This window comes from Virgibacillus sp. 7505 (assembly GCF_002272135.1).
In the GTDB taxonomy this organism is placed as follows: domain Bacteria; phylum Bacillota; class Bacilli; order Bacillales; family Amphibacillaceae; genus Terribacillus.
This window is the reverse complement of sequence record NZ_NPBF01000033.1, coordinates 49,991-73,882: the sequence shown is the minus strand read 5'-3', so window position 1 is coordinate 73,882 and position 23,892 is coordinate 49,991. Positions and strand designations below refer to the sequence as shown.

Annotated in this window: 28 protein-coding genes and 1 pseudogene; 22 read left to right on the top strand and 7 right to left on the bottom strand. The window is 45.3% G+C overall.

Annotated elements, in window-relative coordinates:
- Nucleotides 1-43: 43 nt before the first annotated feature.
- The 7 genes from CHH91_RS15400 (at nt 44) to yunB (ending at nt 6,383) form a co-directional block, all read left to right on the top strand.
- Nucleotides 44-808, top strand: a complete 765-nt coding sequence (locus CHH91_RS15400; protein WP_095224445.1) for a DUF817 domain-containing protein — start codon at nt 44-46, stop codon at nt 806-808.
- Nucleotides 809-913: 105 nt separating this feature from the next.
- Nucleotides 914-1,702 carry an SDR family NAD(P)-dependent oxidoreductase gene (locus CHH91_RS15395; protein ID WP_095224335.1) on the top strand — a complete coding sequence of 263 codons (789 nt, stop codon included), beginning with the start codon at nt 914-916 and terminating at the stop codon, nt 1,700-1,702.
- A gap of 75 nt (nt 1,703-1,777) precedes the next feature.
- Entirely contained in the window at nt 1,778-2,593 is an 816-nt protein-coding gene (locus CHH91_RS15390; RefSeq protein WP_095224334.1) for a sulfite exporter TauE/SafE family protein, read from the top strand.
- Nucleotides 2,594-2,607: 14 nt separating this feature from the next.
- Nucleotides 2,608-3,999: a bifunctional metallophosphatase/5'-nucleotidase gene (locus CHH91_RS15385; protein WP_095224333.1), complete on the top strand. Its 1,392-nt coding sequence runs from the start codon at nt 2,608-2,610 to the stop codon at nt 3,997-3,999.
- A 50-nt stretch (nt 4,000-4,049) separates the two neighbouring features.
- Nucleotides 4,050-4,352, top strand: a complete 303-nt coding sequence (locus CHH91_RS15380; RefSeq protein WP_095224444.1) for a YunC family protein — start codon at nt 4,050-4,052, stop codon at nt 4,350-4,352.
- Nucleotides 4,353-4,451: 99 nt separating this feature from the next.
- On the top strand, nt 4,452-5,543 hold the full coding sequence (locus CHH91_RS15375; protein WP_095224332.1) for an HD-GYP domain-containing protein: 1,092 nt from the start codon (nt 4,452-4,454) through the stop codon (nt 5,541-5,543).
- Nucleotides 5,544-5,597: 54 nt separating this feature from the next.
- The gene (gene yunB, locus CHH91_RS15370; RefSeq protein WP_095224331.1) at nt 5,598-6,383 is read left to right on the top strand and encodes a sporulation protein YunB; all 786 of its coding nucleotides are present in this window, start codon (nt 5,598-5,600) and stop codon (nt 6,381-6,383) included.
- A gap of 2 nt (nt 6,384-6,385) precedes the next feature.
- On the opposite strand, the gene CHH91_RS15365 is transcribed toward yunB, so the two are convergent.
- Nucleotides 6,386-7,369 carry a M23 family metallopeptidase gene (locus CHH91_RS15365; RefSeq protein ID WP_095224330.1) on the bottom strand — a complete coding sequence of 328 codons (984 nt, stop codon included), beginning with the start codon at nt 7,367-7,369 and terminating at the stop codon, nt 6,386-6,388.
- Nucleotides 7,370-7,513: 144 nt separating this feature from the next.
- Between CHH91_RS15365 and CHH91_RS15360 the strand changes: the two genes are divergently transcribed.
- From CHH91_RS15360 to CHH91_RS15350, 3 genes are read left to right on the top strand one after another with little or no spacing between them, the layout of a single operon-like run.
- A complete protein-coding gene (locus CHH91_RS15360) occupies nt 7,514-7,798 on the top strand; it encodes a YutD family protein (RefSeq protein WP_095224329.1) in 285 nt (94 codons plus the stop codon).
- A gap of 24 nt (nt 7,799-7,822) precedes the next feature.
- A complete protein-coding gene (locus CHH91_RS15355) occupies nt 7,823-8,275 on the top strand; it encodes a DUF86 domain-containing protein (RefSeq protein WP_095224328.1) in 453 nt (150 codons plus the stop codon).
- A complete protein-coding gene (locus CHH91_RS15350) occupies nt 8,262-9,029 on the top strand; it encodes a TIGR01457 family HAD-type hydrolase (protein ID WP_095224327.1) in 768 nt (255 codons plus the stop codon). Before CHH91_RS15355 ends, CHH91_RS15350 begins: the two co-directional genes overlap by 14 nt.
- Nucleotides 9,030-9,091: 62 nt before the next feature.
- On the opposite strand, the gene CHH91_RS15345 is transcribed toward CHH91_RS15350, so the two are convergent.
- Both CHH91_RS15345 and CHH91_RS15340 read right to left on the bottom strand, forming a co-directional pair.
- Nucleotides 9,092-9,595 (bottom strand): spore coat protein, encoded by a 504-nt coding sequence (locus CHH91_RS15345; RefSeq protein ID WP_286160803.1) that lies wholly within the window; start codon nt 9,593-9,595, stop codon nt 9,092-9,094.
- Nucleotides 9,596-9,700: 105 nt separating this feature from the next.
- Nucleotides 9,701-10,198, bottom strand: a complete 498-nt coding sequence (locus CHH91_RS15340; protein ID WP_095224326.1) for a phosphatidylglycerophosphatase A family protein — start codon at nt 10,196-10,198, stop codon at nt 9,701-9,703.
- 130 nt (nt 10,199-10,328) lie between these two features.
- Here CHH91_RS15340 and CHH91_RS15335 point away from each other — a divergent pair, with 130 nt between their 5' ends.
- The 4 genes from CHH91_RS15335 to thrB all read left to right on the top strand — a co-directional run bounded on the left by CHH91_RS15335 (nt 10,329) and on the right by thrB (nt 14,626).
- Entirely contained in the window at nt 10,329-11,279 is a 951-nt protein-coding gene (locus CHH91_RS15335; RefSeq protein ID WP_095224325.1) for a protein kinase family protein, read from the top strand.
- A gap of 88 nt (nt 11,280-11,367) precedes the next feature.
- The gene (locus CHH91_RS15330) at nt 11,368-12,663 is read left to right on the top strand and encodes a homoserine dehydrogenase (protein WP_095224324.1); all 1,296 of its coding nucleotides are present in this window, start codon (nt 11,368-11,370) and stop codon (nt 12,661-12,663) included.
- Nucleotides 12,664-12,668: 5 nt separating this feature from the next.
- Complete coding sequence (gene thrC, locus CHH91_RS15325; protein ID WP_095224323.1) at nt 12,669-13,724, top strand: threonine synthase; 1,056 nt, start codon at nt 12,669-12,671, stop codon at nt 13,722-13,724.
- Nucleotides 13,724-14,626 (top strand): homoserine kinase, encoded by a 903-nt coding sequence (gene thrB / locus CHH91_RS15320; RefSeq protein ID WP_095224322.1) that lies wholly within the window; start codon nt 13,724-13,726, stop codon nt 14,624-14,626. Before thrC ends, thrB begins: the two co-directional genes overlap by 1 nt.
- 118 nt (nt 14,627-14,744) lie before the next feature.
- On the opposite strand, the gene CHH91_RS15315 is transcribed toward thrB, so the two are convergent.
- Entirely contained in the window at nt 14,745-14,969 is a 225-nt protein-coding gene (locus CHH91_RS15315) for a NifU family protein (RefSeq protein WP_038564952.1), read from the bottom strand.
- Nucleotides 14,970-15,126: 157 nt separating this feature from the next.
- On the opposite strand from CHH91_RS15315, the gene CHH91_RS15310 reads away from it, so the two are divergent.
- The 4 genes from CHH91_RS15310 to CHH91_RS15295 all read left to right on the top strand — a co-directional run bounded on the left by CHH91_RS15310 (nt 15,127) and on the right by CHH91_RS15295 (nt 17,090).
- Nucleotides 15,127-15,438 (top strand): YuzD family protein, encoded by a 312-nt coding sequence (locus CHH91_RS15310; RefSeq protein WP_095224321.1) that lies wholly within the window; start codon nt 15,127-15,129, stop codon nt 15,436-15,438.
- Between the two features lie 73 nt (nt 15,439-15,511).
- A complete protein-coding gene (locus CHH91_RS15305) occupies nt 15,512-15,748 on the top strand; it encodes a YuzB family protein (protein ID WP_038564957.1) in 237 nt (78 codons plus the stop codon).
- Nucleotides 15,749-15,808: 60 nt separating this feature from the next.
- Nucleotides 15,809-16,672: a diaminopimelate epimerase gene (gene dapF / locus CHH91_RS15300; protein WP_095224320.1), complete on the top strand. Its 864-nt coding sequence runs from the start codon at nt 15,809-15,811 to the stop codon at nt 16,670-16,672.
- A gap of 58 nt (nt 16,673-16,730) precedes the next feature.
- Nucleotides 16,731-17,090, top strand: a complete 360-nt coding sequence (locus CHH91_RS15295; RefSeq protein WP_095224319.1) for a HesB/IscA family protein — start codon at nt 16,731-16,733, stop codon at nt 17,088-17,090.
- A 72-nt stretch (nt 17,091-17,162) separates the two neighbouring features.
- Here CHH91_RS15295 and CHH91_RS15290 read toward each other — a convergent pair whose 3' ends face one another.
- Nucleotides 17,163-17,768, bottom strand: a complete 606-nt coding sequence (locus CHH91_RS15290; RefSeq protein ID WP_095224318.1) for an esterase/lipase family protein — start codon at nt 17,766-17,768, stop codon at nt 17,163-17,165.
- A 262-nt stretch (nt 17,769-18,030) separates the two neighbouring features.
- Between CHH91_RS15290 and CHH91_RS15285 the strand changes: the two genes are divergently transcribed.
- The 4 genes and pseudogenes from CHH91_RS15285 (at nt 18,031) to CHH91_RS15270 (ending at nt 21,878) form a co-directional block, all read left to right on the top strand.
- On the top strand, nt 18,031-18,216 hold the full coding sequence (locus CHH91_RS15285) for a hypothetical protein (protein ID WP_095224317.1): 186 nt from the start codon (nt 18,031-18,033) through the stop codon (nt 18,214-18,216).
- A 15-nt stretch (nt 18,217-18,231) separates the two neighbouring features.
- Nucleotides 18,232-18,498: pseudogene (locus CHH91_RS21495) on the top strand (GNAT family N-acetyltransferase); the annotation flags it as partial.
- A gap of 209 nt (nt 18,499-18,707) precedes the next feature.
- Nucleotides 18,708-20,144, top strand: coding sequence for a sugar porter family MFS transporter (locus CHH91_RS15275; RefSeq protein WP_095224442.1), 1,437 nt, complete (start codon nt 18,708-18,710; stop codon nt 20,142-20,144).
- Nucleotides 20,145-20,402: 258 nt separating this feature from the next.
- On the top strand, nt 20,403-21,878 hold the full coding sequence (locus CHH91_RS15270; RefSeq protein ID WP_095224315.1) for a sugar porter family MFS transporter: 1,476 nt from the start codon (nt 20,403-20,405) through the stop codon (nt 21,876-21,878).
- Between the two features lie 9 nt (nt 21,879-21,887).
- Here the strand turns inward: CHH91_RS15270 and CHH91_RS15265 are convergent, their stop codons facing one another.
- Together CHH91_RS15265 and CHH91_RS15260 are read right to left on the bottom strand one after the other, a co-directional pair.
- Complete coding sequence (locus CHH91_RS15265) at nt 21,888-22,685, bottom strand: MBL fold metallo-hydrolase (RefSeq protein ID WP_095224314.1); 798 nt, start codon at nt 22,683-22,685, stop codon at nt 21,888-21,890.
- Nucleotides 22,686-22,788: 103 nt separating this feature from the next.
- Nucleotides 22,789-23,772, bottom strand: a complete 984-nt coding sequence (locus CHH91_RS15260; RefSeq protein WP_095224313.1) for an NAD(P)/FAD-dependent oxidoreductase — start codon at nt 23,770-23,772, stop codon at nt 22,789-22,791.
- Between the last annotated feature and the right edge of the window lie 120 nt (nt 23,773-23,892).

Sequence of the window (23,892 nt, the reverse complement as noted above, 5' to 3'; positions counted from 1 at the left end):
GGAACTACCCGCATTCCAAAAGAGAACGTTAGCATCGAGAATGCTGGGAGCATTGACGCAGCTTGTTCGTTTTGGGTGGGAGCAGGCTTTATCCTGTTTGTTTCCTGTCGTTATCTTTGCTTCTTTAGCTTTGACTCAAGTTATTCCGCTCCCGTTTCTGCCGCGATATGACTGGCTGCTTATCATCTGCCTTTTGATGCAGTGGCTGATGCTGCGTTCAGGACTTGAAACACGGGATGAACTAAAGGTGATTACGGTGTTCCACTTTATTGGTCTTGCGCTTGAGCTATTCAAGGTACATATGGGTTCCTGGTCTTATCCAGAAGAAGGCTATTTCAAAATCTTCGGCGTTCCTTTGTATAGCGGCTTCATGTACGCAAGTGTTGCGAGTTACCTTTGCCAAGCATGGAGAAGGTTAAAAGTCGATCTCGTGAAGTGGCCGCCGTATCTTATTGTCGTTCCTCTTACAGCTGCGATTTACTTGAATTTCTTTCTGCATCATTTCTGGATTGATATTCGATGGATCCTATCTGGACTGGTACTCCTCGTCTTTTGGCGAGCATGGGTTACTTACGAGGTTGGTGGTATTCGTTACCGTATGCCGCTTGCGCTTTCTTTTGTACTTATCGGCTTTTTTATTTGGATAGCCGAAAATATTGCTACGTTCTTTGGAGCTTGGGAATATCCGAACCAAACGGAAGCATGGAGCCTTGTTCATTTAGGCAAGGTGAGCTCATGGCTATTATTAGTAATTGTCAGCTTTCTTATAGTAGCGACACTGAAGCAGTTCAAGGGAAAGAACACATAAAATTATATGGCAAACTGTGCTTAGTAAAGCGAGAGGTATAATGTTTGACAGTAACAACCTCTGGGAACATTTCCTTTATGTGAAGAAACGAAGGAGATGAAGTCCATGAGTTACAATTTAGATGGCAAAGTAGCAATCGTGACTGGGGCCAATGACGGTATCGGATTGGAGACAGTGAAAGCCTTCCTGAATGAGGGAGCAAAGGTTGTCGGTGTCAGCTTAACGTTGAATGATGTGCAGGATATTGCAGATCGTTCTTCCTTTCTGCCACTGGAGCTGGATCTGACAGATGAAGGAGCTGCTGACAAAGTGGTCGAGGCGGCTGTTTCTCATTTCGGAAAGCTGGATATCCTAGCGAATGTTGCGGGGATTGCTACCTATAAAGATAGTTTCATGGATGTAACATTGGATATTTGGCGAGAGACTTTCGAAACGAATTTATTTGCTGTAGTAGCATTAACGAAAGCAGCCATTCCAGAACTGAAGAAACAGCCGGGTGCAAGCATCATCAATGTTGCGTCAGAGAGCGGCCATGTACCTGATTCGTTTGCAATTGATTATAGCGGCAGTAAAGCAGCTATCCTGAATTTGACTCAAGCCTTGTCTGATGAATTTGGCGGAGAGATTCGAGTGAATGTCGTATCCCCTGGTCCGACACGAACAACGATGTGGAACAAACCGGGCGGCATGGTCGATATGCTAAGCGATATGTTCGATAAAGAAGGCGAGGAAGCAGTCAGCTACTTCGCGAAGGAAGTCCGTCAGATCCCTCGCGGGGAGATAGGCAAGCCTGAGGAGATTGCCAATGTGATTGTCTTCTTGGCTTCTGACAAAGCGACCTATGTCACTGGAGCAGAATTCCCGGTGAACGGCGGGTCGGTCAAATACAAATGATTTCTGTTATAATGGTATGACTGCTGTATGCAGTCATACTTTTTTATTACAGTTGAAAAGATGGAAGGGATACACATGGTTTTTGCCGTAAGTTTACTAATAGGGCTCCTTGCAGCCGCGCTTGGCAGTTTGGTAGGTTTGGGAGGAGGAATCATCCTCGTACCGTCGCTGCTGATCTTGAGCAACTTCTGGGATGAATTCAGCTGGGCTACACCACAAGCAATCGTTGGTGTGTCTGTCATCTTTATGATCTTTACTGGCCTGACTTCTACGCTGACATATATGAAAAGCGGACGGGTTGATTACAAAAGCGGACTCATTTTCCTGGCAGGAGGATTGCCAGGAGCTATTCTTGGTTCATTCCTGAATCGTTTTATCTCGGGTGATGGTTTTTCGTTATACTTTGGCATACTTGTACTGCTTGTTTTCTTTATGTTCTTCGTAAAACGTAAGGAACGTGAAGTGATTAATCCAAAAGGAATCATCGTTACAAAAGAGATTGACGGGACCACTTATACATATAGCTTCCGATTCATGGCGGCATTTGTGCTGTCTTTGTTCGTCGGACTGCTTTCTGGTATGTTCGGAATTGGCGGGGGAAGTTTCATGGTGCCTGCCATGATCCTTATGTTCGGTTTTCCAGCACATGTTGCTGTTGCCACAAGTATGCTAATGGTATTTTTCCTCAGTATCGTCAGTACCGTTATGCATATTTCACTTGGACATGTGGAATGGAACGTTGTATGGGCCTTTATTCCAGGTGCGATTATTGGTGGGTTCCTCGGTGCGAGGATTAACCAGATGCTGAAAGGAAATACTGTCGTTTGGATATTGCGTATCATGCTCGTATTAGTTGCTGTCCGTTTGATTTGGGACGGTTTGTCGTCATAAAGGAGTAGAGAAGGATGCAGGAAAAGCTGACTATCAACTACACAAATGATTTGCATAGCTATTTCGAGAACTGGCCGAAGATTGTCGGCTATCTGAAGGAAAATAAACAAAAGCTGAAGGAAGCGGGCGAGACGTGCTGGCTGATTGATATCGGCGATCATGTCGATCGCTCACGTCCGATTGCAGAAGCATTCCGAGGCAAGGCGAATATCAGCCTGCTGAACGAAGCAGGCTATGATTTCGCAACAATCGGCAATAATGAAGGAATCACACTAGATTATGGTGACCTTTATCATTTGTACGATGAAGCGGAATTCCGTGTTGCAGTCGCAAACCTTCATTCACAGTCCGAGAGGGATCCGAGCTGGATGGAGTCGTCCTGGGTGGTCGAAACAGCTGGCGGTGTAAAAGTAGGTATGATCGGACTGACAGCGCCGTTTCCGGATTTCTATAATCTAATCGGCTGGAACGTCCAGGACCCGATGGAAGTTCTGAAGCGTGAAATTGCCCCGCTTCGCTCTTCTTGCGATGTGGTTGTTTTGCTTTCCCACCTCGGAATTTATGCAGACAGGGACATAGCTTCTGCTTTTCCGGAAATCGATGTGATTGTCGGCGGGCATACGCATCATTTGCTTCATGAAGGAGAATATGTGAACCAATGTCTGATTACGACTGCAGGCAAGCAGGGCTTTCATTTCGGAGAAGTGGAGATCATTTGGGACACAGAACAGGGATGTATTATCGACAAGCGAGCCAGGGCTATTCCTGTGGCAGATTTGAAGGATGACGCAGAAACAGCGGAGCATGTTGCTGTTTATTCGGAAAATGCAGCAAAAGCAATGCATCGACCTGCCGTCGTTCTGCCAGATCCGATGCCTTGTGCTCCTTATGAAGATTCTCGTGCAATGGATCTGTTGACGGATTATCTGCGCAGATGGACGAAGGCAGATCTTGCTTTTCTGAACGCAGGGGTGCTGCTGGAAAGCTTTCCGGCAGGGGCGGTTTCTTATATGGATATTCACCGGATCTGCCCACATCCTATCAATCCGGCAACAGTTCCATTAACTGGAGAAGCATTGGAGCAAATCGTAAATGCTGCATTGCAGCCTGATTTTGTTTCATTCCCTCTTAAAGGATTCGGCTTCCGTGGGAAGGTCATCGGAAAGATGATTTACAGCGGACTGACGTTCGACATTACAGGAACAGAAGCAATACCAGTGGCTGTAAACATAAAGATACACGGTAAGCCGCTTGATCCTGCCAAGCTTTATTTAACCGCAATGGCGGATACCTTTACTTTCGGCAGCTTGCTGCCCAATATAAAGCAAGCAGAAGGCAAGACATATTTCATGCCGGAGATGCTCCGTGATTTACTTTTGGAAGCATTTCAGGAAATAGAAAAATGAGCAAACACCTCCGTTTCTCCTACATAGGATATAACGGAGGTGTTTTTAAATTGATGACTGTAGAACCTTTATTTCTAGATGGCAAGCCTTTTACCGCTGTGACCGTCGTATTGCCGAAAACAACCTTGCTCGTTGTGTCGAATGATGTCGGCTATATTATGTGCGGTGCATTGGACGTAGATTTGCTGAATGAAAAGCTGGCAGATCGCAATATTATATCAGGCAGGGCGGTCGGAGTTAAAACGATCGAGCAGCTGCTGGCAGCACCACTTGAGAAGGTGACTGAAGCATCAGCAGCGTATGGCTGGAAACCTGGGATCATAGGTAAAGAAGCATTACTTCTACTGTCTTAAAAAAATTGTCGAAGCTTGCCTCGTCAATCTAGATTGTTTTCCGATTTTCTGGTACTATTTTATCAGAATGGAATGTCGGAGAAGATAAGGGGTACGTCAATGAGACTAGTTTCGACAAAATCGGTAAAGCCCGGCAGTAAGCTCGCTCAACCCGTATATAATGATAAAGGCAGTATTCTCATCCAGCGGGATGTGGAGTTGACAGTAAATATTATCGATCGCTTAAGAGAGCTGCGATATACCTACGTCTATATCCGAGACGACAGGCTGCAGGACATCGAGCTTTACTTCTCCACTTCCAATGAAAAACGGCTAAAGGCAATGCAGGTTATCCATAAGAGTTTTCAGGAAATCAAAAAGAGTGACAATGGACGTTATTTGACTGAAAAGATGACGGATAAAATTACGCATTCCATCCAGGAGATGGTCAGTAACCTGCGGCCAAAGCGTCAGACACTGACGATTCTTTCCGATATGCTCATATATGATGATTACATTTTCTCTCATTCAGTCAATGTAGCATTGTATGCGATGGCCATCGCCAATGAAATGAAGCTTCCGGTTTCCGTTGTGGAGGAGATTGGTTTCGGAGCAATCCTCCATGATGTAGGCAAGATGTTCGTTCCGCAGGAAGTACTGCAGAAAACCGGCAAATTAACTGACTCTGAATTCGAGCAGATTAAGGAACATACAACAAAGGGTTTCCATTATTTGCGCAAGATGAATAATATCCCTCTGGTAGTCGCGCATTGCGCATACCAGCATCATGAACGGATGAATGGCTCCGGCTATCCGCGAGGCATCAGCGGATCCGATATACATTTGTATGCGAAAATCATTGGCATTGCCGATGTCTTCGATGCCGTGACAAGCAACCGAGTATACCGGGATGCCATGCTGCCGCATGAAGGTCTGGAAATACTGTTTGCGGGCGCGGGGGATCAGTTCGATATGGAGATGGTCGAGGCATTCAAGCGAAGCGTGGCAATCTACCCTACTGGTCTGACTGTCCGTCTTAGTGATGGAAGAACGGGTATCGTGATTCGTCAAAATGAAGATATAAATACGAGACCAATTATCCGTATTCTTCAGGAAGCGGATGGTACAGAACCTGAACCGTATGAGGTAGACTTGTATGAACATTTGAATATAACAGTTGTAGCTTGTTCGACATCTGCTGAGATGAACTAGCTTATTCTAAGCCCCCTTGGTCAAGCATATGTTTGATTCGAGGGGGTTTTTTCCATGCGTCCATGGCAGCGCAGAGCTACTAAAGCATCACCTTCCTTTCGTCATGTACTCCTGATGACCTTGCTGCTATTCCTGCTATTTACTAGTTTAAGCCTTTGGCTTGTGAATAGGGGCCTGGAGCCGACGCTTATGGCAATTGCTGAAACAAAGACAGAGCAGTTTGCCAAACAGGCGATAAATCAGGCTGTACAGGCAGAGAAGGAAGCGGATTTGGACTTGAACGCATTTGTGCAAGTAGAGAAAGATACTAACGGAAATGTGACACATGCCAGCTGGGATGCAGCGACAGTGAACGAAGTGCTGCGGAAAGTTACCTTTCGCGTCCAAAACTATTTGCGGCTGATGGAGGATGGCGAAATGCCGGCAGTCAGCGAGGAACAGCTGGCTGAGGAAGCAGCGGCGGATGTTATTCAGGAGAAATTGGAGGAAGATCCGACACTTGTCGAGATACCGCTCGGTCAAGCAACCAATAATGCTTTGCTTGCGAATCTTGGTCCTCGGATCCCGGTGAAATTCGAAATGATCGGTTATGTAGAATCCGGTGTTGATGTAAAGGTGGAAGAATACGGTATAAATAACGCAATGTTCGTCTTCATGGTCGAAATCAAAGCGAATGTCCGAATCATCATTCCATTTTCCACGAAGACGACAACCGTCACGCAGGATGTTCTGTTGGGAAGTACGGTAATTCAAGGGCAAGTGCCGGAATTCTATAATAATGGAGGAGAGTCCGGTTCATCTCCATCTTTCTCCATCCCAATGCAAAAGGAAGGCGAATAAATTCAGCCTTCCTTTTTTTGCTGTTTGGATTTTTGTTCCCATATCCGTAGATAAGGATAAGGGTCAAAGGAAAACTCCGAGCGCCCGTTGTCCTTATACATGCCGTAATGCAAGTGGGGCGGAAATTTGCCGGATGTTCCAGGTGGTCCATAGCCGCTGGCACCTACATATCCGATCACATCTCCTGGTTTGACAACATTCCCGACGGAAACGCCTTTTTCGAATCCGTTTAAATGGGCATAGTAATGGTAGATATTATTGCTGTCACGAAGACCGATACGCCAGCCTCCATACAAATTCCAGCCTTTCAATTCAATGACGCCATACGTAGTCGCATATACCGGGACTCCGTAGTTAGCGAATATGTCCGTACCTTCATGAATTCGCCTGCCTCCAAATCCTCTTGCATCTCCCCACGTGTTGCGGTAACTGTAATTATGATGGAGAGGAAGCGGGAAGGAGCGTTTATCCAGTTCGATTGTTCCGAATTTCTCATATAGCTTGGCAGTATTCATGATCGTCTGTACGGTGAGATCGCGCTCATAATAATGCCAAAGGGCGATTTTGATATCGTTCTTCGTTGTCCCGACCCGCTGGATAAATGAAGCCATCGTAAAGAGTACATCTTCTGGATTGTCCGGATCGGCTTGCTTGTCTCCATCTCCATCACGTCCTAATCCTTGAAACCATAAGATAGAAGCTTCGTCGGCCTGCTGTCCGTGTGCAGCAGCCCCGAACCATTTTTCTTCCGGGATTTCGATTGCGATCAGTTTCTTTTCTTTGGCTTGTGACGGAAGATTATGCTCGTACTGGTCGATTGCAGCTAAATAATACCAAGGAAGACCTGTGGCAGCTGCTGTTTTTTTGTAAAGCGCCATGCGATCCTGTTTTGCTTTATCCACGTTTTCTTCTCCTTTTGCATAGACGGAGAACGGGAAACTGCTTAGCAGGAGGATTAGCAGCATGGCAATGTGCATCTTTTTCATGTGCTGCTCACCTTTCCTTATACGTTTACTGTTAGTTTGTACAGAGATCAGAAATTCATGAGTCCCGATCAATAGTTGAGAGGAAGGTATGCGAAAATATAAAAGAAATATGCTACACTAGAAACAAGATAGGGGAGTCGATAGATGGTGAAAACAACAGTACAGGGCAAGCACTATGAAGTGGTGCAGGATGTAAAGGGAGCCTTTCAGGAACAGGCATTCCAAAACCGCTACAGCGAAATCCTGACGAAATATGATTACATTGTCGGTGACTGGGGATATGAGCAGCTTCGTCTGAAAGGTTTTTTTGATGACGACAACCCAAAGGCCACCTTCGATACGAAAATCAGCACTTTGGAAGATTATTTGTATGAGTATTGCAATTTTGGCTGTGCATACTTTGTCGTGAAAAAAGTTCCGGCAAAGTAAACGCGCAAGAGAGGGGCAAATACGATGTACTTTGTGGATAAACGAAAGATAGAAGCAATCCTTACATATATGGAAGAACTGCTGGCAGCTGAGGTATCTCATTCTTCAGGGCTGACAGATAAGCTGGCTGCTGAACGGCGGGCGCAGCTCTTGATTGAAGGTATACTGGATACTGGCAACAGTGTAATTGATGGATTCATTATGCGTGATCCGGGAAGTTATGATGATATCATCGATATCCTTGCAGATGAAAAGGTGATAGCCGAAGACACTGCACCAGCCTTTAAAGAAGTGATTGCGCTGCGTAAAATGCTCACTGCTGAATATCAGCAGGTGAATCACCAAAGACTTTCGGATACGATGGAGAAGCATCACGATTTGCTTGGACAATATATAGAGTGGGTAAGAGCATATCTGGTGGACGAGACGCGGACAGCTTCCGCTTTTTCAAGGGGCAGCCAAGATGAAAGCTTATGATGGATATCTGATTGATTTAGATGGAACGATGTACCTCGGTAAGGAGCGGATCGAAGCCGCGCCAGGATTCATTCAGAGACTAAAGGCGGCTGGTAAAAAGCATCTTTTCGTAACGAACAATTCCACGCGCACACAGGAGCAAGTAGCTGCTAAGCTCCGTCAAATGGATATCGCAGCAGAACCGGAAGATGTGTTCACGACGAGCATGGCGACCGCAGCATACATCCGTGAGCACAATCCAGCTGCCCGGGTATTTGCCATCGGCGAGGAAGGGCTGTTTGATGCCTTGGCGAAAGAAGAGATCACCTTAGCAGAAGAAGATTGTGATTTTGTTGTTATTGGTCTTGATACATCGATCACATATGAGAAGCTGGCAAAGGCTTGTCTGCTTGTACGGGCAGGAGCCAAGTTCCTCTCCACAAACAGTGATCGAGCCCTGCCTACAGATGCTGGCTTAATGCCGGGAAACGGTGCGATGACAGCTGTCATTTCTGTCAGCACTGGTATTGAACCGACTTTTATCGGCAAACCAGAGAACATCATGATGGAGCAAGCAAGGAAGCTATTGGATCTGGATAAGGAACAAGTTCTTATGGTCGGTGACAACTATTTGACAGATATAACAGCAGGTATCCGGGCAGGAATGGATACACTGATGGTTTGCACCGGATTCACAAGAAGGGAAGAGCTTCCTTCTTTAGACCCCAAACCAACATATACGATTGATACGTTAACGGAATGGGAATTCAAATAAGGAGCGGCCTCTATTGGAGGCTGCTCCTTATTAATTAAGTTCTTATTTCTTATATCAAGATGTCAGTAACCCATCTGCAGTGCTCTATTGGCATTTCTGATATCATTTTGCAGCAGACGCTCGAAGTTATATGCTGGGTAAAGACCTCTTCTGTACATGTAATCAAAGATTTTCGCATGCGTATCGATTGCCAGCTGTAATTGCTTTCTTAGCGTTTCACGGAGAACAGGTGTAGCAGTTTCTGTGATAGCAATCGCATAATTCCGGACAGATGTCTTGGCGAAAAGAAGCAAATCACCGGCATAAAAAGCAGGACTGACCTGTCGTGTATCTGTTACCTCGTTGGGTCCGGGTGCATAAGGGAAAAACTGAAGCAGTTCATTCAAATTGTTCTCCAGACCTTTGATCGTCTGCTCATAAATGGAGCGAAGTTCACCGTCGTTGATATTCCCAATGAATTGTTTCATTTTCATCAAGGCAATAGCTTGTGAAGCGACAAGTTCATGCAGTTCAAGAGTTTCATGCCATGCTAAATGGTTCGGATAGCCGGCTGTGGTATTTTCCAAAAGATTCCCTCCTCGTATACTAGACGTTTACACTATATTCGGGAATATACTGAATGGATACAGTTTTTATATAAACAAAAGAAGCAGCCAGAAAGCTGCTCCTTGTTACCCATCAATATTTTCTTCATCGTTCTGGCTGTGTGCAAGTCTGCTCGCTGCTGCAGCCGCGATTGCCCCTACAATGTCGTCCAGAAAGGTATGGCATTCCCCGCTGCTTTTGTCATTCAGCTTGGCCAAAATACCAGGTTTCTGTTTGTCGATATAGCCATAATTCGTAAATCCTATAGATCCATATAAGTTGATGATGGAAAGTGCAATCACTTCGTCGATACCATACAGGCTTTCATCCCGCGCCAGGTTATCTTGAAGCGGCTGTTCCAGTTTTCCTTGTTCCGTTAGTACATCAAGCTGGATCCCAGTGAGGATGGCGTTTTGAACCTCTCTTTTGGACAATACACGTTCTACATTATAAATACACCGGTCCATCGTAAGGCCAGGATAATATTTTTCTTGCAGAAAATGTACAAGCTCTGCGATATCTTTTACTTGCACACCGCGTTCGATGAGCCACTCCCGCGCTTTTTTCTCTAATTCAGCTGTCATAAGATCACTTCACTTTCCTATGTATGATTCTCTGTTTAGCAGTATACCCTTCTAGCCTATGCGCCAACCATCAGTACTGGAACATGTTTCTTACATATGCATCATAAAATGAGATAGGAGGTGTTTGCTCGTGTTGCAGTTGATGCAGCAATATATTCCAGGTTTTAGCGGCAAGCCGGTATCCTACCGGAATTATCACGCATATCAGACAACAGATCGATTATATGTCATTATACCAGCAAGGACGGATCAAGACAGTTATTATGAATTGGCTGCTATCACTGTTTATATGCAAGAGGCAGGTTTTCCCCGTCTTGCGCAGCCAATGCTGACAACGGATGGACAGATATTGACGGTCTATGAAAATACGGCGTATCTCGTAGTGGAAATGCCGCCGCCTTATCCAAGGGGTCTTGATGCGCATGGGACAGAGCTGGCAGCATTTCATCAGCTGGGTGCCGGATGTCCATTTGCGCCTGATACACTCTCCAGCTACGGAAAATGGAGTGATCTTTGGACTGCTCGTCTGTCGCAGGCAGAAAGGCTTTATTCAAACATGTATCAGAAACGGCCGCTTGTCCATGAAGAACGGGTATTCCTGGATACCTTTCACTATGTTATCGGCAGGACAGAGCTTGCCATCCAATATCTGAATGAAACAAGCAATGAATTCCGTTTCACGGACTATGATCAGCCGACCACGGTATTCACCAAATACGGTTCTGAACTGGCAGATACATATGTGCTGCCTCATAACATCATTTATGACCATCCAGCTCGTGACCTGGCAGAATTCACAAGGACTGCCTTTTGTAAGAAGGAGGAAGGGGAAACGGCTGAATTTCTGCAGTCTTATATGCAGCAGCGGCCGCTCTCTGTTTTCGGAATGCGGCTGCTGTATGCCAGATTGATCATGCCGCTTCATCTGTACGATCAGATGGAGAAAGGTCTGACTGGAAAAGCGTATGAAACTCTCATCATGCAGCAAAGCAAGTATGAGCAACGTCTAAGCGGATTATTCGACCGTATGCAAGTCGATGCGCATACTCTTGAGATACCGATATTGGAAAAATATTTGTAAAGTTGGTTGCGATAGCAGATTGATAGAGTTATAATGTCCTTTATATAAAAACATTTGTTTATTTGAGGTGGACAGGAGGCTGAGTGAGATGAAACAAAGGATACAAATCGGCTTATGCGGCCTTGGCACAGTTGGAAGCGGTGTGGTTCAAATTTTGCAGGATCACCAGGAACAGATTCGATATCAGCTCGGCTGTGAAGTGGAAGTAGCGAAAGTGCTCGTCAAGGATAAGGAGAAGAAGCGGGAATATATCAGGGATGCTTCCATCCTTACGACGGAAGCCGCTGATATTACAGATAACCCGGACATTGATATCATTGTGGAAGTGATGGGCGGGATGGAAGATACATTTCAGCTGCTGGAACGTGGCATCCGGAATCGAAAACATATCGTGACAGCCAATAAAGACTTGATGGCAGAGCATGGTGATAAGCTGTTTACACTGTCTCAGGAATATGGTACCGATATTTATTACGAGGCTAGTGTGGCCGGCGGCATACCGATTCTTCGTTCACTCAGTGACGGTCTTGCTTCAGATAAAATTGAGAAAGTGATGGGAATCGTCAATGGAACGACGAATTTCATCCTTACGAAAATGACAGATGAAAACCTATCCTTTGAAACAGTGCTGGAGGAAGCGCAGGCACTTGGATTTGCCGAAGCTGATCCAACGTCGGATGTAGAAGGTCTGGATGCAGCCCGTAAGATGACTTTGCTGGCGAACTTGGCCTTCAAGATGCCAGTTGCATATAGTGATGTCCAAGTTGCTGGTATCACTTCCATCTCGCAGGAAGATATCGAGTTTGCAGGAAAACTCGGCTATATTGTGAAGCTGATCGGTATCGCTGCAATTGATGAGGGAAAAGTCGAAGTCAGCGTCGAGCCTACTTTGCTGCCGGAAGCACATCCGCTGGCACAAGTGAAGAATGAGTTCAATGCCGTTTATGTGTATGGGCACGCTGTCGGGGAGACGATGTTTTATGGTCCGGGAGCTGGCGGTCTGCCAACAGCGACAGCAGTCGTATCGGATCTTATGGAGGTCATCAAGAATATTCGCTTAGGAGTCAGTGGAAAGGCATATGTGCAGCCGCAATATAAAACTGCTTTAAAGGATAATACAGAAAAGCACGCCAAATATTTCATTCGTGTTGAAGCAGAGGATCAGACAGGTGCATTCCATGCCGTCACAAATGTCTTTGCAGGCCAGGATGTCTCGTTTGCGAAAATCCTCCAGCTGCCGCATTCCAAATCAAAAACAGCAGAAGTTGTCATGGTGACACATAAACACAGCAAGCAGCAAATCGAAAACAGCATACAGCAGCTGGAGCAATTGAACGTCGTGAAACGCGTCATCAGCTGCTATCGTGTAGACGGAGAGGATTGAGAAGCATGGGATGGAAAGGTCTTTTAGAAGCTTATAAAAATCATTTACCGATATCAGAGGAAACGCCAGCATTAAGTTTAGGAGAAGGAAATACACCTTTAGTAAAACTTGAAAAGCTGTCAGCAGCGTATGGTATCGAGGCCTATGCGAAAATCGAAGGAGCGAACCCGACGGGAAGCTTCAAGGATCGCGGTATGGTCATGGCCATTGCCAAGGCAAAAGAGGCAGGGGCGAAAGCAGTCATCTGTGCTTCCACAGGCAATACATCTGCTTCAGCAGCTGCATATGCAGCCCGTGCTGGTATGCGCTGCTTCGTCGTCATTCCAGAAGGTAAAATTGCACAAGGGAAACTGGCACAGGCTGTCATGTACGGAGCGGAAATTTTCTCAATCGAAGGCAATTTTGATGATGCACTGCGTGTTGTACGGCATTTAAGTGAAACCGAGCCGGTAGCACTCGTAAATTCTGTCAATCCATATCGTCTCGAAGGACAGAAGACAGCGGCCTTCGAGCTGTGCGAACAACTGGGACAAGCGCCGGATTATCTCTTCATTCCGGTTGGCAATGCAGGTAACATTAGTGCTTACTGGAAAGGTTTCAAGGAATATGAACTAGAAAAAGGATACAGTCTTCCAGTACTGAAAGGCTACCAAGCAAGCGGAGCAGCTCCGATTGTGCATGATAGGGTGTTCGACAATCCGGAAACAGTCGGTACTGCCATACGTATTGGTAATCCTGCAAGCTGGCAGAAAGCAACCGCTGCAAGAGATGAATCAGGCGGGACAATCGATGAAGTGACAGATGTGCAGATTATCGCTGCTTATCAAAAAATCGCCCGTGAGGAAGGAATTTTCGCTGAACCAGGATCCTGTGCTTCATTCGCTGGACTGCTGAAGGCGTTGGAGCAAGGTGAGGTGCCCAAAGGTGCAACAGTCGTTAGTGTACTGACTGGAAACGGATTGAAGGATCCGAATACAGCAATAGAATACAGTACTATCAAGCCGGTTGTCCTCCCGAACGAAGAACAGGTGATTGCAGACGCCATCAGGGAGCGGATGTAATGAAACGCTGGCAAATAAGCGTACCCGCAAGCACCGCCAATATCGGACCAGGATTCGATTCAGTTGGGATCGCTTTAGATCTGTATTTGGAGCTGGAAGTCCAGCCTGGATCAGAGTGGGAATTCATTCCGATGTCGGAAGCTGTACAAGGACTTCCGGCAGGTAAGGACAATATGATCTATGAAACGGCCATTTATGTTGCGGATCGCTATGGATATAGTGATCTGCCGGCATGTACAGTCCGAATGAGTAGTGATATTCCGCTGGCTAGAGGATTAGGCAGCAGTGCGACCGCCCTTGTCGCAGGAATTGAACTTGCTGATTGTCTTTTGGCGCTTCAGTTGAGTGATGAAGAAAAGCTCGATATCGCTGTCAGTTTGGAAGGACATCCTGATAACGCAGCACCATCCATTTTAGGTGGGTGTGTAATCGGCTATTATGATGACAAAGTCCATTATGTGCAGACCCCGATTAAGGATGTACGCTTCCTGGCAGTTATTCCTTCATTCGAGCTCGCAACATCAGATGCCAGAGCAGTTCTTCCAGAACAGCTCCTGTATAAAGACGCTGTGAAGGCAAGTGGCATTGCGAATGTAGCTGTTGCTGCTTTGCTGCAGCAAAACTGGGAGCTGCTCGGAGAGATGTTGACGAAGGATCTTTTCCATCAGCCTTACAGGCAGTCAATGATTCCACATTATAAGAAAATCGCGGACTCACTTCAGGAAGCAGCATATGGTGTCTATTTAAGCGGAGCTGGGCCGACAATGATTGCTTTAGTTGATGAAGCCCGAGCGGATGCGGTTCATTCACACTATCAGAAATTGTATCCTGAATTTGAATGGCTTTTGCTTTCTTGTGCTGCCGAAGGGAGCTGCGCAGTCGAGTTGGCTATTGAAGCTTAACAAAACCCACAGAAACCGGATGATTTCTGTGGGTTTATCATTGTCGTTTATGGAATGTCTTGCGTATAAATAAAGAACCACGGGAAAGCTTTCACTCTTCCGTGGTTCTATCAATGTATTAGAATACTTGCTCGATCTCACGGACTCCAGGAACTTCTGCCATCAAGGCACGTTCAATTCCGGCTTTCAATGTGATCGTAGAGCTTGGGCAGTTGCCGCATGCTCCCATAAGACGCAGACGCACGATACCTTCATCAACATCGACTAGCTCGACGTCGCCGCCATCACGCAGCAAGAATGGACGCAATTTATTCAAAACTTCTTGTACTTGGTTTTCCATCATCCATTATCCCCCTTACGATTATATATTCATTATAAATCCTTTCGGGCAAAAAATCCACGCTGGCTAACTGAGAAATTCTATCAATTAAAAAATAAATTCCAACATCGTGATTGTTACGGTAAACTGAAGCTATCAGTATACGAGAGGATGGAGCTGGATGACCACTACTATTACCGTTTATGGAGCTGATATTATCTGTGCAAGCTGTGTGAATGCACCAAGCTCCAAGGACACGTATGAATGGCTGCAGGCCGCATTGGCAAGGAAGTTCGAAAACAAACAGTTTCGATTCGAGTACATTGACATCAATGAGCCGCCTGATGAAGAAAAGCACAAACAATTCGCTGCGAAGGTAATAGAAGAGGATTTGTTCTATCCAGTTGTTCTTGTCAATGATGAAATAGCCGGGGAAGGAATCATTTCCCTTAAGGCAGTCACGAAAGCTGTTGAAACAGTCAGCGCAACCTAGTTGTGCTGATATCCCGCCTTATGGTAGGATTATCACTTGATAGTGTTACATCCTAGAATAGGAGATGAGCGGGATGAATCCGATCATTGAATTTTGTGTTAACAATCTGGCCTCCGGCTCGCAGGCAGCTTTTGAGAAGCTGGACAGTGACCCAGGCCTTGATGTGATAGAATATGGCTGTACAAGCTTTTGCGGCATTTGTGCCCAGCACATGTTCGCACTCGTAAATGGCGAACCGGTGACAGCTGAGACACCTGATGAGCTTGTCGAAAACGTCTACAAGTTCATCGAAGAAAATCCGTTATTTTAATTGGCCGTGCGTCTGCATTTCGCAGGCCATGGCTTTTTTCATAGTAGAGGAGAAATGACAATGGATATACCTTTTGTAAAACTGCATGGTTTAAAAAACAGCTACATTTTCGTGAATCTCTTTCAATTCCAGCTCGAGGAGGACATGCTCGCACCGCTTGCGATTGCTGTTGCAGACAGGAATACCGGAATCGGATCTGACGGCTTGATCCTCATCCATCCAAGCGAAACATGTGACGTAGGCATGCGTATTTTCAATCTGGACGGCTCTGAAGCGATGAATTGCGGTAACGGCCTGCGCTGTGTTGCCAAATATGCTTATGAGAACGGTCTGGTAGAAAATGATACATTCACGATTCAGACGAAGGCAGGCCTAGTAGAAGCGCAAGTCCATGGCACAAAAGAGCATGTACATGAAGTGACAGTTGATATGGGAGCACCGATTTTACAGCGTGAATTGATTCCGATGCTAGGTGAGACTGGTCAGGAAGTCGTCAACGAAGCTTTTGAAGCAGGTGAAGAACAGCTTCAACTCACAGCAGTGAGCATGGGCAATCCACACGCCGTATTCTTTGTCGATAACATTGAGGAAGCACCGCTTTATACGCAGGGTCCGGTTATTACCAATGATCCCAGATTCCCAGAAGGTGTTAACGTAGAGTTCATCGAAATGGTTTCCGAGAAAGAATTGCATTTCCGTGTATGGGAACGCGGCTCTGGTGTCACCCAGGCATGCGGTACTGGCGCTTGTGCAGCAGTTGTTGCAGCCATTCAAAATGGCAAAGCACCATACGGAGAAGAGGTAACCGTGCATCTTAGCGGCGGCGATCTGTTCATCCGCTGGGAAAAAGATGGTTCCGTCTGGATGCGCGGTGCTGCCGAGAAGACTGTATCTGGTATTTTTCACTGGGAGCACAGTGCTTGAGCATCAGCGTATAGGAGCGTATACTTACAGTAAGATTAGAATGGGGAGGTAACCTAACATGGTATTGAATATTACCGACAGTGCGAGCCTTCAGATCAAGGAAATGATGAAGGAAGAAGAAGCAGAAACTGTTTTGCTGCGCTTTGGCGTAAAAGGCGGCGGCTGCAGCGGCCTTTCCTACAGTCTCGGCTTTGAATACGAAAAGAATGAAGAGTTGGATACATTCGAAGAGGTCAACGATATCCCGGTCATCATCCGTTCTATGGACATTCCGGTCATCCAAGGCACGACGATCGATTTCAAACAGAATATGATGGGCGGCGGGTTCACGATCGATAACCCAAACGCCATCGTCAGCTGCGGATGCGGTTCATCCTTCAAGACAGCGACGAATGCTGGTACGCCTGAGAATTGCTGATGCATAAATAAGCCTTCCTGGCCGTTTGTTCTTACAAACGGCAGGAAGGCTTATTTTGCATACAGAAGTCTTTTAATTTTGAAGAGCCGCTTTAATATGGCCATTTACTTGATAGCTGTTTAAAAGGCCGATGTGAGATACACCGTAAATTCGGATATTATCCGCACCAGATAGGATAGAAAGAGACGGGTTCACGATATAGTCACTTGTAGAATAGATAGAAGTAGTATCTATACCAGCAGGTGCAGCGCTGGTTGTCAGTCTATTTGCCCCTCCAAGCGTTACCAGTTTATCTACTTTGTCACTTCCGCCTTTATTCAATATGTAATACAGACTGTTCGCTCCACCCATACTATGGGCTACGATATTAACTTTGTCACTGCCTGTTTCCTCTAGTACATCATCGACAAATCCTTTTATGGCAGTTGAATTCAATTCTTGGTGCCCTTGCTTGCTTGGAAGATCAATAGAATAAAGTTCATCTTCTGACCAGCCTTGCCCCTGCAGGTATCTCTCAATGAAATAGAAATTTGAATCGGAGCCAGTTAAACCATGAACAAAGACAACAGGTGTGTTGGCAGTGGCCGCTTGGACTTTAGAGGGCTGCAGGTAGACAGATAATGCGAACACCATTGCGAGACTGATAAAAAAGAGCGTTAAGATTTTACTTTTCTTCATTTTATATTTCCTCCTATCGATAAATGAGTAATTCTATTAAATTGTAAAATATAAACTAGAATTCCGGTATTGGGAAAATGAGGGGAAGTTTCACTTGTTTATATAATGAAAGAAACAATTTTTATCACCTAATGGCTATCGAATAAGTTTTTATTTCCCAACTCAGTGTTGTTTTCTGCTTTTCCATTTATCTGGGTAAATGTGTGTGCTGGAATTCGACTGCAGTTCAAAATTTCATGTATGTCAACAAAGGAGGTCTACCATGATTACTTTGGCAACACCTGAGGATGCATCGGTAATCCATCGTGTCATGCTTACTGCATTTGAGGATTATAGACATAAGGCGCTTCCTTCCAGTGCTTTAAGTGAAAAAGCGGACTCGATCAGAACTTGTTTAAATGAGAATGAGAAAGCCTTCTTATACTGGCGGGGTGAATCAGCTGTATGAACCGTCCGTTTTAAAGAACAGGACGATGCTATATATTTCTTTCGCCTGTCTGTATGTCCAGAAGAAAGAGGCCGAGGAATAGCAGGACAGCTGCTTCAGGCATTAGAAGATTATGCAGCAGCCTATGATTTTGCTGTGCTTTGCTGTCAGGTGAGGCTGTCAGAAATAAGAAATATCAATTTATACAAAAAGAATGAATTTCATATAACCGACAGTGAAACAGTCGTAAAGCCCAATGGAATTCACATGGAAACTGTAACTATGACCAAAAATCTATGGTAAGTCTATAGAACTCTATAAGACCTCTTTCATGTACAAAACCAAATATTGTAATGTTTGAATGTGATTATATTAATAAAATACGGGTATATAACTCCTACCATATAAATCATGGGTGAAAGCATTGTTTGTTTTTGCAACAGACATATGCAAAAAATGGAGGAGAGAGAAAGATGGACAAACAAGCTAACGGACAAGGGCAAGTCCCTCAAATGGAGGATGATGGTCGAAGTTCGAAACGAAGATTGAGACTGATCGCATTCATTTCCACTTTTGGTGGATTATTATTCGGTTATGATACAGGTGTAATCAATGGGGCATTGCCTTTCATGGGTCAGGAGGATCAGTTGAATCTGACACCGTTAACGGAAGGGATGGTAGCAAGTTCCTTGCTTCTAGGAGCTGCATTTGGTGCTGTATCCGGCGGGAAGCTGGCAGATAAAATTGGCCGCCGTCGCGTCATTTTATATTTAGCTGTCTTATTCTTTATTGCAACTTTAGGCTGTTCATTCGCACCAAATACGGAGACGATGATTGTCTTCCGAGTCTTGCTCGGTTTGGCTGTCGGTGGGGCATCCGTAACAGTTCCAGCTTATCTAGCTGAAGTATCTCCATCTGAATCAAGAGGAAAAATGGTTACAATCAATGATCTGATGATCGTTACTGGCCAGCTGATTGCTTATTCTTCTAACGCATTTCTTGGAAACATGTTCGGAGATACAGCTCATATCTGGCGTTATATGCTTGTTATTGCAACAATTCCTGCACTTGTCTTATGGTTCGGTATGCTTGTCATGCCGGAAAGCCCAAGATGGCTTGCACAGCAAGGTATGCTGAAGACCGCTTTTCAAATCTTATTGAAGATTCGCCGTAAAAACCGTGCGAAACAGGAAATTGAACAAATTAAGAAAACTGTTGAAAGAGAGAAGAAGCTGGATAAAGCTTCCTTTAAAGATTTGACTATCCCTTGGATCAGAAACATTGTGCTGATCGGTTTGGGTATTGGTGTCATCCAGCAAATAACTGGTGTTAACTCTATCATGTATTATGGTACGCAGATTTTAAGTGAAACCGGATTAGGCCGTGATGCGGCACTTATAGGTAATATCGCAAATGGTATCATTTCCGTTGCTGCCGCTATTTTCGGTATTTGGTTATTAGGTAAGGTTCGCCGGAGACCGATGCTTACAATCGGGTTCATCGGAACGACAAGTGCATTGCTTTTGCTTACCATCGTCACAACCTTCTTTGAGGGTAGTCCTGCGCTGCCATATATGGTACTGGGACTTACGGTTACATTCTTAGGATTCCAGCAAGGGGCTGTTTCCCCGGTTACGTGGCTGATGCTATCTGAAATCTTCCCTTCCCGTATTCGCGGAATGGGAATGGGAATAGCTGTATTCTTCCACTGGATGACGAACTTCACTGTAAGTTTGACATTCCCTGTACTGCTTAGCGCAATTGGATTATCAAGTACTTTCCTAATCTTCGTTGTACTAGGTGTCTGTGCGATTATCTTTATCCGGAAATTCCTGCCAGAAACGAAAAACCGTACACTGGAGGAATTGGAACACGACTTCCGTAATAAAAAGATTCGTAAGACTGTTCCAAAACTGAATAAAAAAGCTGAATTAAGTGAAAGAGTGTAAATAGAACAATCCCTTCCTGACTGTCAGGTGGGGATTTTCTGTTATAAAGAAAGATATTGTTATGTCTGTTTTATGGGTGAAAATGACAATTAATATGTTTGCTGTGGTACAACTGTTTAATTGAAACAGAGTTGTAATATAACAAAAGTGATTATTTTGATAAAAGACGGGTATATAACTTCTACCACCCTCTACATACAAACAAGGGGAAAAGCATGATTCATGCAGCAGTCAAATGCGTAAATGGAGGAGAAAAATATGGACAAACACGAGACTGAAAAAGGGCACGTCCCACAGAATGAGGATGATGGAAAACATTCGAAGCGAAGGCTGAGATGGATTGCCATCATATCTACTTTCGGAGGATTATTGTTTGGATATGATACAGGAGTCATCAATGGTGCTTTGCCATTTATGCGGCAGTCCGATCAGCTTAACCTGACCCCGCTAACAGAAGGTGTTGTTGCCAGCTCCCTGCTGCTAGGAGCAGCATTCGGTGCTGTATTTGGCGGGAAGCTTGCGGATAAGATAGGCCGTCGACGTATTATATTGTATCTTGCGGTTTTATTCTTTATTGCGACATTGGGCTGTTCATTCGCTCCGAACACGGAGACGATGGTTATCTTCCGCGTACTGCTTGGTCTGGCCGTCGGTGGTGCTTCCGTAACCGTCCCGGCTTACCTTGCGGAGATGTCACCAGCAGCGAAACGCGGACGAATGGTAACGCAAAATGAATTGATGATCGTAACTGGTCAGCTGCTTGCTTATACTTCCAACGCTGCACTCGGGAATTTGTTCGGTGATACAGGTCATATCTGGCGTTATATGCTGGTTATTGCTACCTTGCCAGCTATCGTCCTTTGGTTCGGGATGCTAGTCATGCCGGAAAGCCCAAGATGGCTTGCACAGCAAGGTATGCTGAAAACAGCTTTCCAAATTCTTTCGAAGATACGCCGCAGAAACCAGGCGAAACAGGAAATGGCGGAAATTCGCAAGACAGTGGAAAAAGAGGAGAAGCAAGATAAGGCTACGTACAAAGACCTTGCAATACCATGGATCAGAAAAATTGTTTTTATTGGTATGGGTATTGGTATTATTCAGCAGATCACCGGTGTTAACTCCATTATGTATTACGGAACAGAGATTCTGAGTAATGCAGGATTTGGAACAAAAGCAGCATTGATCGGTAATATTGCTAATGGTGTCATTTCTGTACTTGCCACATTTGTTGGTATCTGGCTGCTAGGCAGAGTAGGGCGCAGGCAGATGCTGACAGTTGGTTTTATCGGTACAACTAGTGCGCTGCTGCTTATTACGATAGCTGCTACTTTCTTTGAAGGAACAACAGCACTGCCTTACATGGTGCTAGCTCTTACTGTCACATTCCTTGCCTTCCAGCAGGGAGCTGTTTCACCAGTCACATGGCTGATGCTGGCAGAGATTTTCCCTTCCAGACTGCGTGGAATGGGGATGGGAATCGCAGTATTCTTCCAATGGATGACGAACTTCACGATTAGTTTGACGTTCCCGGTACTGTTAAGTGCAATTGGTCTATCCAGCACTTTCCTGATTTTTGTTGTCCTGGGGATTGCTGCCATTCTCTTTATCCAAAAGTTCCTTCCGGAAACAAAGGATCGGACACTGGAAGAATTGGAGCAGGATTTCCGTCAGATGACAATCCGCAAATCAGTACCAAAATTGAAGAAGAAAGCAGAAATAGGAGAAAGGGTATAATCCCTTCTCCTATTTTTTTGTTTCAGTTAGTTTCTTTAAGCCCGCTTCCAATTCGTCAAAAAATACAGGCATTCCATGTCCAGTACCTGCCGCTTGCGGATGCAGCTCTTGCAGCTTACGGATGGAGCGGAAGGACTCTTGCTCGTCCATTGTAAAGTAGCGGGGAGGACCATTGAATTCCTTTTGCTGCGTGAGCACTTTGTGCAGGGATTCCTGCTGCACAGTCGTGAATGCATCCCCCGCAATCAAGACTTTGTCTTCTGTATGGAATAAGCTGATATGTCCGGGAGTATGGCCGGGCGTATGGATCCATTCCCAGCCAGGAAGATGCGGTACTTGATGATCGAGCGGAACGAGACGTACATGCTTGCTTAAATCGATCCCGGCATTCGGAAACGTTTTGGACAGCTTGGTGATCAGTCCGCCGCCAGCATCTGTCTTAGCTTCCGGGTAATCTAGCTGTCCCGTTAGATATGGAAGCTCGAGCTCATGCGCATATACAGGGACATCCCATTCCTTTACCAGCTCGACGATGCTGCCGACATGGTCAAAGTGACCATGTGTGAGGATGATGCATGCTGGTTTGGCGCCTTCTCCGAATAGTTCAGCAGCAGCTTTCTTGATATTGCCTGCTGTATCAGGGACTCCAGCATCGACAAGCACCCATTCTTTTGTAACAGGATTTTCAATGAAAAAGACATTCACTATTCTGTCAAGATAGCCATGAACAGTTGGGGAGACGGTTGTTTCTGTTCCGCTCTTTATTGAGGCAAGCGGAATTAAGCGATGTTCAAATTCGTTTTCCATACAGCTCCTCCTTTATCGATACTAGTGTGTGATAGACGGGCTTCCTTATACAAGAAGTATAAAAAAACACCGGTTTCCATAAAGGTAACCGGTGCGGTGTTATTTAAAACATGCTTGTGGAATGTTTAGGCTGTACACGTGCGTCTGGATCAATGTAAGTTTTGGCATTGTTGATGGCAGTCGGACCTTCGCCGAAACCAGAGGCGATCAGGTTAACCTTGCCAGGATATGTGCAAATATCACCTGCAGCGTAGATGCCGGGAATATTCGTTTCTTGTTTCGTATTTACAACAATGCTGTTTTTCTCGATTTCCAGATCCCATTGCTTGATCGGACCTAAGGAAGAAATGAAGCCGTAATTGACGAGCACTTCGTCCACATCGATCGTTTCTGTTTCTTCGCTTTTCACCTTCTGCAGAACAACCTGTTCGATGCGGTCGGTACCAAGCATTTCAACTGGTGTGTAAGGAGTCATGATTCTAACATTGGATTGCATGAGTCGTTCCACACTGTGCTCATGGGCGCGGAATTCATCGCGGCGATGCACGAGAATGACTTCTTTGGCAATCGGTTCAAGCATCAGCGCCCAGTCAACAGCCGAATCGCCGCCACCTGCTAATAGAACACGCTTGCCAGCGTATTTCTGCATATTATCCACATAGTAATTCAGGTTGACACCCTCGAACTCGTCACATCGTTCAACAGTCAGGCGACGCGGCTGGAAGGCACCGTTTCCTGCTGTGATGATGATCGTTTTTGAGAAGTGCACGTCTTTATCTGTTTCGATGCGGAATGTATTATCTTCCAACCGCTCGACTTTATCGACTGATTCCCCGAGTGCGATAGTAGGATCGAAGCGTTTAAGCTGTTCCATCAGGTTGTCCACTAATTCCTGCGCGCGGACTTGGGGGAAGCCTGCAATATCGTAGATGTATTTTTCTGGGTATAAAGCAGAAAGCTGTCCGCCCACTTGGGGAAGGCTTTCAATGATTTTGACACTTTGCTGACGCATCCCACCATAGAATGCGGTGAAAAGTCCGACTGGACCTGCACCGATGATGGTCACATCATATACTTGATCTGACATACCGGTTCCTCCTAGTATTTTTAAACGTAACACCTGGTATTTTATCATAGTTGCTGAAATATGAGTAAGAAGAAGGGTTTTTAATGTATGGTAGTATGCCCTGGTACGTGATAAGCTTCC

Coding starts and splice junctions, on each gene's coding strand:
- CHH91_RS15395 (WP_095224335.1), top strand. CDS start 914: ATGAGTTACAATTTAGATGGCAAAGTAGCAATCGTGACTGGGGCCAAT.
- CHH91_RS15390 (WP_095224334.1), top strand. CDS start 1,778: ATGGTTTTTGCCGTAAGTTTACTAATAGGGCTCCTTGCAGCCGCGCTT.
- CHH91_RS15385 (WP_095224333.1), top strand. CDS start 2,608: ATGCAGGAAAAGCTGACTATCAACTACACAAATGATTTGCATAGCTAT.
- CHH91_RS15375 (WP_095224332.1), top strand. CDS start 4,452: ATGAGACTAGTTTCGACAAAATCGGTAAAGCCCGGCAGTAAGCTCGCT.
- yunB (WP_095224331.1), top strand. CDS start 5,598: ATGCGTCCATGGCAGCGCAGAGCTACTAAAGCATCACCTTCCTTTCGT.
- CHH91_RS15365 (WP_095224330.1), bottom strand. CDS start 7,369: ATGAAAAAGATGCACATTGCCATGCTGCTAATCCTCCTGCTAAGCAGT.
- CHH91_RS15360 (WP_095224329.1), top strand. CDS start 7,514: ATGGTGAAAACAACAGTACAGGGCAAGCACTATGAAGTGGTGCAGGAT.
- CHH91_RS15355 (WP_095224328.1), top strand. CDS start 7,823: ATGTACTTTGTGGATAAACGAAAGATAGAAGCAATCCTTACATATATG.
- CHH91_RS15350 (WP_095224327.1), top strand. CDS start 8,262: ATGAAAGCTTATGATGGATATCTGATTGATTTAGATGGAACGATGTAC.
- CHH91_RS15340 (WP_095224326.1), bottom strand. CDS start 10,198: ATGACAGCTGAATTAGAGAAAAAAGCGCGGGAGTGGCTCATCGAACGC.
- CHH91_RS15330 (WP_095224324.1), top strand. CDS start 11,368: ATGAAACAAAGGATACAAATCGGCTTATGCGGCCTTGGCACAGTTGGA.
- thrC (WP_095224323.1), top strand. CDS start 12,669: ATGGGATGGAAAGGTCTTTTAGAAGCTTATAAAAATCATTTACCGATA.
- thrB (WP_095224322.1), top strand. CDS start 13,724: ATGAAACGCTGGCAAATAAGCGTACCCGCAAGCACCGCCAATATCGGA.
- CHH91_RS15315 (WP_038564952.1), bottom strand. CDS start 14,969: ATGATGGAAAACCAAGTACAAGAAGTTTTGAATAAATTGCGTCCATTC.
- CHH91_RS15310 (WP_095224321.1), top strand. CDS start 15,127: ATGACCACTACTATTACCGTTTATGGAGCTGATATTATCTGTGCAAGC.
- CHH91_RS15305 (WP_038564957.1), top strand. CDS start 15,512: ATGAATCCGATCATTGAATTTTGTGTTAACAATCTGGCCTCCGGCTCG.
- dapF (WP_095224320.1), top strand. CDS start 15,809: ATGGATATACCTTTTGTAAAACTGCATGGTTTAAAAAACAGCTACATT.
- CHH91_RS15295 (WP_095224319.1), top strand. CDS start 16,731: ATGGTATTGAATATTACCGACAGTGCGAGCCTTCAGATCAAGGAAATG.
- CHH91_RS15290 (WP_095224318.1), bottom strand. CDS start 17,768: ATGAAGAAAAGTAAAATCTTAACGCTCTTTTTTATCAGTCTCGCAATG.
- CHH91_RS15285 (WP_095224317.1), top strand. CDS start 18,031: ATGATTACTTTGGCAACACCTGAGGATGCATCGGTAATCCATCGTGTC.
- CHH91_RS15275 (WP_095224442.1), top strand. CDS start 18,708: ATGGAGGATGATGGTCGAAGTTCGAAACGAAGATTGAGACTGATCGCA.
- CHH91_RS15270 (WP_095224315.1), top strand. CDS start 20,403: ATGGACAAACACGAGACTGAAAAAGGGCACGTCCCACAGAATGAGGAT.
- CHH91_RS15265 (WP_095224314.1), bottom strand. CDS start 22,685: ATGGAAAACGAATTTGAACATCGCTTAATTCCGCTTGCCTCAATAAAG.
- CHH91_RS15260 (WP_095224313.1), bottom strand. CDS start 23,772: ATGTCAGATCAAGTATATGATGTGACCATCATCGGTGCAGGTCCAGTC.